Origin of the sequence: Lysobacter sp. Root604 (assembly GCF_001427505.1) — a bacterium.
In the GTDB taxonomy this organism is placed as follows: Bacteria; Pseudomonadota; Gammaproteobacteria; order Xanthomonadales; family Xanthomonadaceae; genus Lysobacter.
The window spans coordinates 220,684-233,970 of sequence record NZ_LMGS01000011.1; the positions used below are offsets into that span (position 1 = coordinate 220,684).

Sequence of the window (13,287 nt, forward strand, 5' to 3'; positions counted from 1 at the left end):
GCGCGCCGGCGGCCGGGCTCAGGCGCCTAGCGCTTCGGGCAGCAGGGCGTCGACGAAGGCCTCGGCGTCGAACACGCGCAGGTCTTCCGGGCGCTCGCCGATGCCGGCGTAACGGATCGGTATGCCGAACTCGCGCGCCAGCGCGAACACCACGCCGCCCTTGGCGGTGCCGTCCAGCTTGGTCACCACCAGGCCGGTCACGCCGACCGCGGCATGGAACTGGCGCAGCTGCGACAAGGCGTTCTGGCCGGTGGTGCCGTCGATCACCATCAATACTTCGTGCGGCGCGTCGGGATCGACCTTCTGCAGCACGCGCTTGATCTTGCCCAGTTCGGCCATCAGGCCCTGCTGGGTGTGCAGGCGGCCGGCGGTGTCGGCGATCAGCACTTCGGTGCCGCGCGCCTTGGCCGCCTGCAGCGCGTCGAACGCGACCGAGGCCGCATCGGCGTTCTGGCCCTGCGCGATCACCGGCACGCCGTTGCGCTCGCCCCAGGCCTGCAACTGCGCGACCGCGGCGGCGCGGAAGGTGTCGCCGGCGGCCAGCATCAGGGCGCGGTTCTCGTCGCGGAAACGCTTGGCGAGCTTGCCGATGGTGGTGGTTTTGCCGACGCCGTTGACGCCCACGGTCAGCAGCACGAACGGGCGCGCGGCGGGGTCGATGCGCAGCGGTTGCGCGACCGGGCGCAGCAGGGCGATCAGGTCGGCGCGCAGAGCGGCGAGCAAGGCCGGGGCGTCGGCGAATTCGCGCGCCTTCATGCGCCGGCGCAGGCTTTCGATGAGCTGGGTGGTCGCGGTCACGCCGACGTCGGCGGTGATCAGCGCGGTTTCGATCTCGTCCAGCAGGTCGTCGTCGAGCTTGGGATTGCGCGAGAACAATCCGCCCAGGCTGCGCGCGAACGCGCTGCCGCGCAGGCGCTCGCGCCAACCGGGCTTGCCGGCGCTGGCGGGCGGGGTGCCCGGTTCGGCCGCCACCGCCTGGGCGACGTCGGCGTCGACCTCGAGCGCGGCGGCGATCACTTCGGCCGGCACCGGTTCGACGGCGGCGGCCACGGGCTCGACCGCGACGGGTTCGGCCGCGACGGGTTCGGCCGCGATGGGCTCGACCGCGGCGGGTTCGACCGCGGCGGGTTCGGCAGGAGCGGACGCGTCGGACTGCGCGGACGGGAATGCGGCGGCCAGTTCCTCGGTGCTGAGGCGGGGTTGGCTGGCGGAGGTTTCGGGCTTCTTGCGGCGGAAAAAACCGATCATCGGGGGGAAGCGTCACGAATGCGCGAGAATGCGCACATGCTAGCACCGGCCCCCGCACGCTCCCGATGAACAAACCCACCGCAGGCCGGCCCACGCGCGCCGGCGCAGCCCCTGGGCGCATCCGCATCATCGGCGGCCGCTGGCGCGGCACCCGTCTGGACGTGGCCGATGCGCCGGGCTTGCGCCCGACCTCCGACCGCGTGCGCGAGACCTTGTTCAACTGGCTGGGCCCGGTGTTGCCCGGCGCGCGCGTGCTCGACCTGTTCGCCGGCACCGGCGCGCTCGGCCTGGAGGCGTTGTCGCGCGGCGCGGCCGCCGCGACCCTGGTCGAACGCGACCCGGCCCTGGCCGCGGCCCTGCGCGCGACCGCGGCGCGCCTGCCCGGCGGCGAAGCCGCGCAGGTGGTGCAGGCCGATGCCCTGGCCTGGCTGGGCGCGCAGGCCGACGCCGGCTACGACCTGGCCTTCGTCGACCCGCCGTTCGCGGCCGGTTTGTGGGACGCGGTCTGGCCGGCGCTGTTGCCGAAGCTGTCCGCCGGCGCCTGGCTGTACGTCGAGGCCCCGCAGGGCACGACGCCTGCGCTGCCGCCGGACTGGCAGCGCCATCGCGAGGGCGGCACGCGCGAGGTCAGCTACGCCCTGTACCGGCAGCGTTCGGCCTAGGCGCGGGTCCGCAGCCGCCGGCCCGGAATGCCGCGGCGCCCGGTCGCGGTCGCAACGGGCCCTGCGAATGCGCCCGACTGCTACACTTCGTTCCGTCCCGACGGACGCGTCGCGACGGTAGCGTTGCCCCAGGGCCCGCGCCGGCGCGCCTCCGCCGCCTTCCGCCAGCAGACGCGAACGATCACTCCATGAGCGTGGCCCGTACTCGAATCGCCGTCTATCCCGGCACCTTCGATCCGATCACCAACGGCCACATCGACCTAGTCGACCGCGCCGCCCCGCTGTTCGAACGCATGATCATCGGCGTGGCCGCCAGCCCCGGCAAAGGCCCGGCGCTGTCTCTGGAACTGCGCGTGGAACTGGCGCGCCAGGCGGTGGCCCATCACCCGCATATCGAAGTCCGCGGTTTCGACTGCCTGCTCGCGCATTTCGTCGCCGAAGTCGGCGGCGGCGTGCTGCTGCGCGGCCTGCGCGCGGTGTCGGACTTCGAATACGAATTCCAGCTGGCGAGCATGAATCGCCACCTGATCCCGGAGGTGGAGACGTTGTTCCTCACCCCGGCCGAGCAGTACGGATTCATTTCCTCGTCGCTGGTACGCGAGATCGCCCGCCTCGGCGGCGACGTCTCCGGGTTCGTGCCACCGGCGGTAGCCGAAGCGTTGCAGGCCGAATGGCAGCGCAATCAGAAACGATGACTTCCAACACACGGGGATCCCGATGAACACCACCTCCCGCCTGATGCTGATCGCCTGCCTCGCGCTGCCCTTCGTGGCCGCGTGCAAGAAGGAAGAAGCCGCGCCGGCCGCAGCCGTGCAAGCCCCGCTGACCGCGCCCACCACCAGCGGCGACGCCGAGTGGAGCAAGTACCTGACCGACGTGGTCAAGCGCAAGGTCGACGCCGAAGGCATCTCCGTCAGCCCCTACCTGTACTACCTGCCGGCCGAGACCAGCCCGGACTTCCAGGGCTACTACGACCGCCAGGTCGAGAAGGCCAAGCTCGATATCGCGCGCGGCATCGTCGAAGGCAACCTGCTGGCCTATGGCTCGCCGGCCTCGGCCAAGATGGCCGACCTGATCGTCGCCTCGTTCCCGGCGCCGACCAAGGAAACCCCGCCGATGAAGGGCGTGAAGGTGCTGTTCATCGGCGCCGCCGCCGACAGCGAGCGCGTCAAGGCCGCCGTCACGCCGTACGGCGTCGAGTACTCGTTCATCGAAGTCAAGTAATGCCCGCTGGCACGGTCGCCGTACGGCGACCGTGCCCCGCGACACAGGTACGGTCAGCCCAGGCGGCCGTGCCGGCACCGTCGCAGCGCCTGAGCGCGGCGACGGTTTCGCGATTCGCGACCGCGCCGGTTCTCAAGCGCGCGTTCCGCCCCCATGATGTCCTCATGTCCCTGCGCATCAACGAGCTCTGCGTCAACTGCGACGTCTGCGAACCGGCCTGTCCCAATCAGGCGATCGCGCAGGGCGAGACCATTTACGTGATCGATCCGGCGCGCTGCACCGAATGCGTCGGACACTATGACGAGCCGCAGTGCGTGGTCGTCTGCCCGGTCGAATGCATCGACAACGATCCGGCCCATCCCGAAACCCACGAACAGCTGCTGGCCAAGCTGCAGCGTTTGCAACAGGAGTGACACGATGCGCAAGGCGCCCGCGATGCACGCAGGTCTGATGTCCCTGGTGTTGGCGAGCGCCTGGCTGCTCGTGGCGCCCGCGCAGGCCGCGCAGGCGCCGCAGGCCGGCACCGCGCATCCGCCGGGCGCGGCCATCGCCAGCGCTCATCAGCTGTCCACCGATGCCGGCCTGGAGATCCTGGGCCAGGGCGGCAACGCCTTCGACGCCGCGATCGCGGTGTCCTCGACGCTGTCGGTGGTCGAGCCGATCAGCTCCGGCATCGGCGGCGGCGGGTTCTTCCTGCTGCACGACGCCAAGAGCGGGCGCGACGTGTTCGTGGACGCGCGCGAGACCGCGCCGGCCGCGGCCACGCCGGCCGCGTATCTGGACAAGAACGGCGAGCTCGACCGCGACCGCGCCACCAACGGCCCCTGGTCGGCCGGCATCCCCGGCCTGCCGGCGGCGCTGGTGCACCTGGCCGAGCGCTACGGCAAGCTGCCGCTGAAGACCTCGCTGGCGCCGGCGATCCGGATCGCGCGCGAGGGTTTCCCGATCTATCCGCGTCTGGAGAAGGGCTACGCCAGCCGCCGCGAGGTGATGGAGCGTTATGCCGGCACGCGCGCGGTGTTCCTGGCCGACGGCAGCCCGCCCAAGGCCGGCGAGATCCTCAAGCAGCCCGAACTCGCCCACACCCTGGAACTGCTGGCCGGCAAGGGCTACGACGGCTTCTATCGCGGCGAAGTCGCCAAGAAGCTGCTGGCCGCGGTCAAGCACGAAGGCGGGCAATGGCGCGCCGACGAACTGTCCGGTTACCAAGTGCGCGAGCGCGAGCCGCTGCGCCTGAAGTACCGCGGCTGGGACATCGTCACCGCGCCGCCGCCGTCCTCGGGCGGCGTGGCCCTGGCCGAGATCCTGCAGATGCTGTCGGGCTGGGACCTGTCCAAGCTCGACGACGCCCACCGCGTGCACATCGTCGCCGAGGCCATGCGCCGCGCCTATCGCGACCGCACCCTCTATCTGGGCGATCCGGATTTCGTGAAGGTGCCGCTGGCGCGTCTGACCAGCGCCGACTACGCCGCCGGCCTGCGCGCCACCATCCACCCCGACAAGGCCACGCCCAGCGATCTGCTGTCGGGCACGCCGGCGCCGCTGGAAGACGACGAAACCACCCACTTCTCGATCATCGACGCCGAAGGCAACCGCGTCGCCGCGACCCAGACCGTGAACCTGCTGTACGGCTCGGGCATGGTCGCGCCGGGCACCGGCGTGCTGCTCAACAACGAGATGGACGACTTCGCCCTGCGTCCGGGCACGCCCAACGCGTTCGGCGTGATGGGGTTCTCGGCCAACGCACCCGCGCCGGGCAAGCGCATGCTCAGCTCGATGACGCCCAGCTTCCTGGAGTCCAAGGACAAGGTGATCGCGGTCGGCGCCCCCGGCGGCAGCCGCATCATCACCCAGGTCCTGCTGGCGATCCTGGCCTACGACGCCGGCCTGGCGCCGCAGCAGGTCGCGGCGCTGCCGCGCTACCACCACCAGTGGATGCCCGATGCGATCTCGGCCGAGGCGGGTGCGCTGGACGCCGCCACCGTCAGCGCGCTGCAGGCGATGGGGCACAAGGTCAACGCCGGCGAGGCGAGCTGGGGCAATCTGCAGACGGTGATGTGGGACAAGGCCGCGGGCACCCTGTCCGGCGGCACCGATCCGCGCAATCCGGTCGGCAAGGCCGCGGTACTCGCGCAGCCCTGAGCGGCGCCGCGCGATCGGGACGCGCGCGACGCTAGAGCCGTCGCGCGCAGTGCAGTAGATTGCGCCTTCGACACAACGGTGCGACGGACAGGGGCGGGCGGACAGTGACGGATCAACAGGACAAGCCCTGGTATGCACGCGTGCCGGCGATCTCGGTCGCGTTGCTCGCGTTCCTGGTCGGCCTGACCACCCTGGTCAACAACGTGCGCGACTGGCTGAGCGACGACGCGCCCGCGCCGGCCGCCGCCGCGGCCAAGCCGGCCGCGCTGCCGGCGACCGCGCCCGTGCCGCAGGCGCCGCGCAAGACCGCGGTGCTGTTGACCCTCAAGCAGATCGAGGTGATCGACGACGGCACCAACGGCAGCACCGCCTGGTCGTTCGAGATCGAAGGCGGCGGCGAGGAGCTGTTCGCGCTGGCCGCGCGCGATTACGTGGACACCGGCGCCGACGCGATCGCGCTACCGCGCACCAGCGACCCCTCGATCGCGCGCGTGGTGCTGGTGCCCGGCCAGGAGATGACGATCAAGATCACCGGCCGCGCCTCGGGCCTGATCAGCAGCACGGTCGCGCGCGGCAGCGCCAAGCTGCGCGCCGACGGCGGTCTGGCGCCGATCCGGGTGCTCGCCGAGGGCGGCAAGGCCGGCGAGTTCGTGTTCCATTTCGCCACCGTGGCCACGCCGCAGGACTGAGCGCGGCGGCGGCTGTCGCGACCGCCGCGCTGCCGCCGCACCGCGCTATCGCGGCGCTAACGCTCGCGGAGTTACCCTATGCGGGCGCTGAGGCGACGCCGGCGCCGCGCTTGCGAGCGCGTACCGGCGCCCGCATCTCTCACTCGTTCCCGCTGATCCGTCGGATGGCCGCGATGAAACTTTGGTCCGTATTGGGCAATAGCCAGAAACTCGACGGCGGCGCCATGTTCGGCAACGCGCCGCGCGCGATGTGGGCGAAGTGGTCGCCGCCGGACGAACAGAACCGCATCGACCTGGCCTGCCGCGCCCTGCTGGCCAGCCCGCTGGCCGGCAAGACCGTGCTGTTCGAGGCCGGCATCGGCGCCTTCTTCGAGCCCAAGCTGCGCGAGCGCTACGGAGTGGTCGAAGAACGTCATGTCCTGCTGGAGTCGCTGGCCGAAGCGGGCTTCGCGCCGGAAGACATCGACGTGGTGGTGCTGTCGCATCTGCACTTCGATCATGCCGGCGGCCTGCTCGCGTCCTGGGCCGAGGGCGAGGCGCCGCGGCTGGCGTTTCCGAACGCGAGCTATCTGGTCGGGCGCGCGCATTACGAGCGCGCGCGCCAGCCGCATGCGCGCGATCGCGCGAGTTTCATTGCCGAATTGCCGGACCTGCTGGAGGCCACCGGCCGTCTGGAGCTGGTCGACGGCGAGTATTCGCAGACGCTGGGCCACAGCGTGCGTTTCCACTACAGCGACGGCCACACGCCGGGGCTGATGCTGGCCGAGATCGTCGGCCCCGAGACCGTGGCCGGTCGTCCGCACGGCGGCGTGGTGTTCTGCGCCGATCTGATTCCGGGCCGGCCCTGGGTGCACGTGCCCATCACCATGGGCTACGACCGCAATGCCGAGTTGTTGATCGACGAGAAGAAGTCCTTCCTGGCCGACAAGCTCGAGCGCAACGTGCATCTGTTCTTCACCCACGACCCGGGCTGCGCGCTGGCCCAGGTGGTGCGCGACGACAAGGGCAAGTTCGGCACCGCGCACGAAGTGCCGGCCTTGCACGCGCGGGCCCTGGCTGCATGAGATCGGCGCGGGCGGCGCTGGCGCTGCCGATCGTCTTGTTCGTCGCCGCGGCCGCGGCGCGGACGCCTGCGCCGGCCGGCGATGCGGCGCCCAGCGCGACCGTGCCGGTCGAGGAGCCGCGTGCCGCCCGCGCGCTGCGCGACCGCGAGTTCGGCGTGACCAGCCGTCAGTTCGGGCTCGATCGTAGGGTCGAGATGTACCAATGGCGGGCCACGGCCAGCGGCTACGAGCGGGTCTGGAACGCCGCGCCCATCGATTCCCAGGGCTATGCGCCCGGACACCAGAACCCGCCCACGCTGCCGCTGGAGAACCGGCGCTGGTGGTCGGACTCGGCCAGCTTGGACGGGCGCCCGATCGAAGCCGGCGTACTGCATGCGCTGGGCGAATGGCGGGTGTTCCGGCCCAATTTCTCGCGCCTGCCGGCCAACCTGGCCGCGACCTTCCAGCCCGAAGGCGACGGCCTGGGCAGCGCCGAGAATCCGCTGGACCCGCAGATAGGCGATCTGCGCGTGAGCTGGCGCGAACTGCATCTGCCGCCGCTGGAAGGCAAGCTGGAACTGGTCGACGGCCGCTGGCGCATGTCGGCGGCGACCGCGGCGGCGGCCTTGAACGCGGCGCCGGTGCCGGCGCCCGTGGCCGCGCCCGAAGCCGAGGGCGCGCGCCGGATGTGGCCGTGGTTCGGCGGCGGCGCACTGGTGATCGTCATCGCGCTGGTCGCGCGTCGCCGCCGGCGCGTCAAAGCCAAAGCCAACGCGGCGGCGGAGTAGGGCGGAACGCCCCCGCTTTCTCCCCCTTTGCAAAAGGGGACTAAGGGGATTTGCTTCTGCTTCAACGGCAGTAGCGACAGCCCGGAGCTTGGACGTTCGCGCCGCGTACCGCCGCGCGCATCAACCGTCGTGCTTGGTACCGAAGATCTTGTCGCCCGCGTCGCCCAGGCCCGGCAGGATGTAGCCGACTTCGTTGAGGCGTTCGTCGACCGAGGCGGTGTAGACCTCCACGTCGGGGTGCTTGGCCTCCAGCGCGCGCAGGCCTTCCGGCGCGGCGACCAGGAACAGGCCCTTGATGCGGCGGCAGCCCGCGGCCTTGAGCATGTCCACGGTCGCGATCAGGGTGCCGCCGGTGGCCAGCATCGGGTCGAGGATGAGCGCGGTGCGCTCGTCCATGCGGCCGGTGAGTTTTTCGTAGTAGCCGACCGGCTGCAGGGTGCGCTCGTCGCGCTGCAGCCCGACCACGCCGACCTTGGCCGAGGGGATCAGCTCCAGCACGCCGGTGAGCATGCCCAGGCCGGCGCGCAGGATCGGCACCAGGGTGACCTTGGCGCCCTTGATGCGGCGGATGGTGACCGGGCCGGCCCAGCCCTGGATCACCGCTTCCTCGGTCTCCAGATCGGCGGTGGCCTCATAGGTCAGCAGGGTCGCGACCTCGGAAGCGAGTTCGCGGAATTCCTTGGTGCTGTTGCCGGCGCGTCGCATCAGGCCGAGCTTGTGCTGGACCAGCGGATGGCGGACTTCGACGATCTTCATGGGCGACCTTGTCTGTGTTGCGCCGGCGCGCGATGCCTGGCGCAAGCATTGATGGTTGGCGTGCGCGACGCAAGCGCCGCTTGTAGCCCCCTTGGAAAAAGGGGGCGGCGGCGCGTAGCGGCGCGGGGGATTTGCTTTTGCTTTGTGGCGTCGAGCAAAAGCAAATCCCCCCTAACCCGCCCGGCCAGCAGGCATAGCCTGCCGGCGTTCACCCGTGCACGAACCTGCGGTTCGTAAGCCGCACGGCTTCACCCTTTTCCAAAGGGAGGACCGCGTAGCGGCACGCGGCTCAGTCGGCGCAGGCGTACAGGTTGTTGCCGTCGGCGAGCGCGGTTTCGACGAAGGCTTGCAGCGCGCCTACCTGCGCCGGGTCGGCGCAACGCACGGCCACGCGCGCCAGCTCCGCATGCAGGCCGCGCAGCTCGCCCAGCAGGAACGTGGTGTCGGCGTAGTAGTCGCGCATCTTGTGCAGCAAGGGATAGTCGACGCGCGGCTGCGCGGCGGCCAGCAGCTGCGCATGCAGGGATTCGTCGAGGGCGAAACCGCGATGCGAGTAGGGCGCGTCGCGGTCGTGCCGGGCCTGGATCAGGTCGAGCGCCATGGGCGTGGCGAGTGTTCGCGCAGGACCGCGGCGTCGCCGCCGCGGCCGCTGCGAGGGCCGGCTCAGGCCGTGCGCACGTACTGGATTTCGACGCCGTCGCTGCCGCCGATCGCCGCGCGCAGCACGGTGATCAGCGAGCCGGCGTTGAGGTGATCGATCTCGATCATGTCGACGGTGGCGTGGTCGATCCAGTAGTTCTGGTCCTTGCTGTCCTCTTCCTCCAGCGCGGCGACCAGGATCTGCAGCTCTTCCTCGCTGATCTCGCCGATATCGGCGCCGGTGTCCTTGTTCGACAAACGAATCATTCCGCGACTTCCTTGGATCAGTAGTGAAAAGATGAGGAGTGAGAAGCGAGAAGCGAGGAGTGAGCGAAGGCGGAGGCAGGCAGCGGCTTTCGCTCGCTCCTCACTCCTCCACGCTCACTCCCGACTTTAAGCGGCGGCCTGCTGCTGCGCGCGCGGGCCTTCCTTGAGCGCGCGGCCGACCATCGACACCAGCAGGTCGATCTCGGCGCTGGTGATGGTGAAGTTGGGGGTGAAGCGCAGCGAATTGACGCCGCCGTGGATCACGCCGATGCCGCGCTCGCGCAGCCATTCCTCGGTGGAGCCCGCGCCGTAGCACTTGAACTGCGGCGCCAGCTCGCAGGAGAACAGCAGGCCGGTGCCCTGGACCTTGGTGATCAGGCCGCCGAGCTCGTTCTTGAGTTGCTCCAGCTTCTGCAGGGCCTCGGCGCCGCGCGCGCGGATGTTCTCGCGCAGTTCCGGGGTGACCTGGGCCAGCACCGACACCGCCACGTCCAGCGCGCGCGGGTTGGTGGTCATGGTGTTGCCGTACAGGCCCTTGCGGTACAGCGAGGCGGCGCGTTCGCCGACCGCGAGCACCGACAGCGGGTACTGGCCGGCGTTGAGCGCCTTGGAATAGGTTTCCATGTCCGGCGCGTCCAGGCCTTCGAAGCCCGGGTAGTCGACGATCGACAGCACGCCGTGCGCACGCAGGCCGGCCTGGATCGAATCGATCAGCAGCAGCGAGCCGTGGCTGCGGGTGAGTTCGCGCGCGGCGGCGTAGAACGCCGGCGGCACGCCGCGGCCCGGGTCGCCTTCGCCCATCACCGGCTCCAGAAACATCGCCTCGATGAACCAGCCATTGGCGTCGGCGTCGGCGAAGATCTTGTTGAGCGCTTCGATGTCGTAAGGCTCGACGGTGATCACCGAGTCCTCGTTGCGGAAGCTGGCCAGATACTGCACATAGGCCTTGCGCGAGGAGTCCGAGTACAGCGCCGGGCGCTCGGTGCGGCCGTGGAAGCTGCCCTTGACCACCACGCGCTTGATCGCGCGGCCGGCGTACTTGGCGCCGGGGTCGGTCATCAGCTTGGTGTTGACGTCGGCGATGCGCGCGGCCAGCGACACCGATTCCGAACCCGAGTTCAGGCACAGGAAGCGGGCGTAGGGGCAGCCGCCGCGCGACACGCCGATCGCGCCGCGCAGGGCGCGGTCGAAGCGCAGCTGCGACAGCGACGGGGTCATGATGTTGGCCATCGCCTGCGGCTTGGCCATGGCCGCGATCACCGCGTCCGGGGTGTGGCCGAAGCCGAGCATGCCGTAGCCGCCGGAGTCGTGCAGCACCGCGCCCTTGAGGGTCACGATCCAGGGGCCGCGCGCGACCAGGGCGACATAAGGATTGACGCCGTCGTCGGTGTAGAAATTGACGTAGCCGTGCTGGACGGCGCGGATCTGCGCGTCTTCGTCCAGGTCCAGCAGGTCGGCGATATCGGCGCGCACGGCCGCGTATTCGGCGGCGGCGGCCTCGATGGCCTCGACCAACTCCGGATGGCTGGCGGCGAAGCGGGTCGCGGTGGCGTCGTCCAGGCCGAGGGTGCGGCGCGCGCCGGCATGGGCACGCAGCGGCGCGAGAGGGGCGAGCAGGGTCATCACAAGATCTCCAATGGTCGTCGGCAGTCCGGCCGAAGCATCGTGGGATGAAGAACAGGCCCGGCCTCCGTGGCCGGGCGCTCGCAGTTGCAGCGCCCCGGGGTGGTTCGGGTCGCCAAGCGCCGCCCTTCATGCAAGTCGAAACACGCATGTCAGAAACGAAGATCGCCGCGGCCGCCCGTGAAACGGCTGCCAGCGGTTGTTTTTCGTTTCAATTCAATAGCTTGTGCGAGTTTATCACGTCCGGAGCACGGCGATAACCCCCAGCCGGGCGGGGCGGGTGACAGCTGTCATCCGGGGCCGGTGACGGCGCCCACTGCCGGGCGGGGGCGCGGATCGCGACAGTGGCGTCACCCCGAAGCCGGCCGCGACGGCCCCCATGGAGCTACACGATGAAGATTCCCCAACCCACCTGGCTGAGCGCGCTGATGCTGGTCGCCCTGAGCGGCGCGGCGGTCGCGGCCGAACCGGGTGGCGCCGACGGCGACGATGTCGCCATCCGCGACGTACGCGTGTTCGACGGCGAACGCATGCTGCCGGCCACCACCGTGCTGGTGCGCGACGGCCTGATCGCCGCGGTCGGCGCCAAGCTCGCGATCCCGGCCGGCGTGCCGGTGGTCGAGGGCCGCGGCGGCACCCTGCTGCCGGGCCTGATCGACGCCCACACCCACAGCTTCGGCGAGGCGCGCCGCGACGCCCTGCGCTTCGGCGTGACCACCGAGCTGGACATGTTCACCGACCACCGCCTGCTTGCCGATGCGCGCAAGGAGCGCGAAGGCCACGCGCGCACCGATCGCGCCGATCTGTGGTCGGCCGGCACCCTGGTCACCGCCAAGGGCGGGCACGGCACCGAATACGGCCTGGCGATCCCGACCCTGGACGACCCCGCCCAGGCCGAGACCTTCGTACGCGATCGCATCGGCGAGGGCTCGGACTACATCAAGCTGGTGGTCGACAACGGCGCCGCCTACGCCGGCCGCGCGCGCATTCCGACCCTGAGCGACGAAACCACGCGCGCCGCCATCGACGCCGCGCACCGCCAGAACAAGCTGGCGATGGTGCACGTGGCCCAGGTCGCCGATGCCGAAAAGGTGATCGACGCCGGCGCCGACGGCCTGATCCACGTCTACAGCGACCGCGTCGCCGACGCCGCTCTGGTCGCCGCTATCAAGGGCCGCAACGCTTTCGTGACCCCGACCCTGAGCGTGATGGCGACCCTGTCGCGCGCCGGCGAGGGCGCCAGGCTGGCCGCCGATCCGCGCATCGCACCGATGCTGCAGCCGGCGCAGAAGGACGCGCTGGGCCAGACCTTCCCGCTGCCCAAGGAGATCGATCATCACCTGCCCAACGCGCTGGAGAACGTGCGCCGCCTGCACGCGGCCGGGGTAACCCTGCTGGCCGGCACCGACGCCGGCAACCCCGGCACCGCTCATGGCGCCAGCCAGCACGCCGAGCTGGCGCTGCTGGTGAGCGCGGGCCTGAGCCCGGTGGAGGCCTTGCGCGCGGCGACCTCGGCGCCCGCGCGGCGCTTCGGCCTGCACGATCGCGGCCGCATCGCGCCGGGCCTGCGCGCCGATCTGATCCTGGTCGACGGCGACCCCGGCACCGACATCACCGCCACCCGCGCGATCCGCACGGTGTGGAAGAACGGCTACGCCGTGGCCCGCGTCGCCGACCAGCCGGCGCCACGCCTGAGCGCGGGCGCGGTCGAACTGCTGCGCGGCGATCAGCCGGCGCCGAACTGGGCCGCCAGCACCGACCAGATCATCGGCGGGCGTTCGCAGTCCAAGCTCGCCGCCGCCCAGGGCCAGAGCGGCGGTCCGGCCCTGCAGGTCGCCGGCGAAGTGGTGGCCGGCGCGCCGTCCACCTGGGGCGGCCTGATCCTGTTCCCGGGCGGCGAGCCGATGGCCGCCACCGACGCCAGCGGCGTGCGCGAGCTGGTGCTGCGGGTGCGCGGCGACGGCCAGGCGCTGACCCTGCTGGTGTTCTCCGGCGCCGACATCAACGGCCGCCCGGGCATGCAGCGGGTCGAGACCGGCAGCGACTGGCGCGAGGTTCGCGTGCCGCTGGCGACGCTGGCCAACGTCGATCTGACCCGTTTGCGCGGTATTTCGTTGGCGGCGATCGCGCCGGGCCCGTTCGCCTTCGCTATCGAGGCGGTCGAACTGCGCTGAGCCGCAACGCCGGTCGCGCGCATCGGGCCCCT

General features: G+C 70.9%; 14 protein-coding genes. 9 read left to right on the forward strand and 5 right to left on the reverse strand.

Annotated features, from left to right (window positions below):
• Nucleotides 1-18: 18 nt before the first annotated feature.
• The gene (gene ftsY, locus ASD69_RS18380; RefSeq protein WP_056181810.1) at nucleotides 19-1,248 is read right to left on the reverse strand and encodes a signal recognition particle-docking protein FtsY; all 1,230 of its coding nucleotides are present in this window, start codon (nucleotides 1,246-1,248) and stop codon (nucleotides 19-21) included.
• Between the two features lie 65 nt (nucleotides 1,249-1,313).
• Here ftsY and rsmD point away from each other — a divergent pair, with 65 nt between their 5' ends.
• The 8 genes from rsmD to ASD69_RS18420 all read left to right on the forward strand — a co-directional run bounded on the left by rsmD (nucleotide 1,314) and on the right by ASD69_RS18420 (nucleotide 7,796).
• On the forward strand, nucleotides 1,314-1,910 hold the full coding sequence (rsmD, locus tag ASD69_RS18385) for a 16S rRNA (guanine(966)-N(2))-methyltransferase RsmD (RefSeq protein WP_056181813.1): 597 nt from the start codon (nucleotides 1,314-1,316) through the stop codon (nucleotides 1,908-1,910).
• Between the two features lie 188 nt (nucleotides 1,911-2,098).
• Nucleotides 2,099-2,605 (forward strand): pantetheine-phosphate adenylyltransferase, encoded by a 507-nt coding sequence (gene coaD / locus ASD69_RS18390; protein WP_056181816.1) that lies wholly within the window; start codon nucleotides 2,099-2,101, stop codon nucleotides 2,603-2,605.
• 22 nt (nucleotides 2,606-2,627) lie between these two features.
• Complete coding sequence (locus tag ASD69_RS18395) at nucleotides 2,628-3,134, forward strand: hypothetical protein (protein WP_056181819.1); 507 nt, start codon at nucleotides 2,628-2,630, stop codon at nucleotides 3,132-3,134.
• A 164-nt stretch (nucleotides 3,135-3,298) separates the two neighbouring features.
• Complete coding sequence (locus tag ASD69_RS18400) at nucleotides 3,299-3,547, forward strand: YfhL family 4Fe-4S dicluster ferredoxin (protein ID WP_056181822.1); 249 nt, start codon at nucleotides 3,299-3,301, stop codon at nucleotides 3,545-3,547.
• A gap of 4 nt (nucleotides 3,548-3,551) precedes the next feature.
• Entirely contained in the window at nucleotides 3,552-5,276 is a 1,725-nt protein-coding gene (gene ggt, locus ASD69_RS18405) for a gamma-glutamyltransferase (protein WP_056181825.1), read from the forward strand.
• Nucleotides 5,277-5,380: 104 nt separating this feature from the next.
• The gene (locus ASD69_RS18410) at nucleotides 5,381-5,965 is read left to right on the forward strand and encodes a hypothetical protein (protein WP_056181827.1); all 585 of its coding nucleotides are present in this window, start codon (nucleotides 5,381-5,383) and stop codon (nucleotides 5,963-5,965) included.
• Nucleotides 5,966-6,138: 173 nt separating this feature from the next.
• Nucleotides 6,139-7,029: an MBL fold metallo-hydrolase gene (locus ASD69_RS18415; RefSeq protein ID WP_056181978.1), complete on the forward strand. Its 891-nt coding sequence runs from the start codon at nucleotides 6,139-6,141 to the stop codon at nucleotides 7,027-7,029.
• Nucleotides 7,026-7,796 carry a TMEM43 family protein gene (locus ASD69_RS18420; protein WP_056181829.1) on the forward strand — a complete coding sequence of 257 codons (771 nt, stop codon included), beginning with the start codon at nucleotides 7,026-7,028 and terminating at the stop codon, nucleotides 7,794-7,796. Before ASD69_RS18415 ends, ASD69_RS18420 begins: the two co-directional genes overlap by 4 nt.
• Nucleotides 7,797-7,916: 120 nt before the next feature.
• On the opposite strand, the gene upp is transcribed toward ASD69_RS18420, so the two are convergent.
• The 4 genes from upp to ASD69_RS18440 form a co-directional block, all read right to left on the reverse strand.
• Entirely contained in the window at nucleotides 7,917-8,552 is a 636-nt protein-coding gene (gene upp, locus ASD69_RS18425; protein WP_056181832.1) for a uracil phosphoribosyltransferase, read from the reverse strand.
• 289 nt (nucleotides 8,553-8,841) lie between these two features.
• Entirely contained in the window at nucleotides 8,842-9,153 is a 312-nt protein-coding gene (locus ASD69_RS18430) for a hypothetical protein (protein ID WP_056181835.1), read from the reverse strand.
• Nucleotides 9,154-9,215: 62 nt separating this feature from the next.
• Nucleotides 9,216-9,458 (reverse strand): hypothetical protein, encoded by a 243-nt coding sequence (locus tag ASD69_RS18435; protein WP_056181838.1) that lies wholly within the window; start codon nucleotides 9,456-9,458, stop codon nucleotides 9,216-9,218.
• A gap of 126 nt (nucleotides 9,459-9,584) precedes the next feature.
• Nucleotides 9,585-11,081 carry an aminotransferase class III-fold pyridoxal phosphate-dependent enzyme gene (locus tag ASD69_RS18440; protein ID WP_056181841.1) on the reverse strand — a complete coding sequence of 499 codons (1,497 nt, stop codon included), beginning with the start codon at nucleotides 11,079-11,081 and terminating at the stop codon, nucleotides 9,585-9,587.
• Between the two features lie 392 nt (nucleotides 11,082-11,473).
• On the opposite strand from ASD69_RS18440, the gene ASD69_RS18445 reads away from it, so the two are divergent.
• A complete protein-coding gene (locus ASD69_RS18445; RefSeq protein WP_056181843.1) occupies nucleotides 11,474-13,255 on the forward strand; it encodes a CIA30 family protein in 1,782 nt (593 codons plus the stop codon).
• The last annotated feature ends 32 nt before the right edge of the window (nucleotides 13,256-13,287 follow it).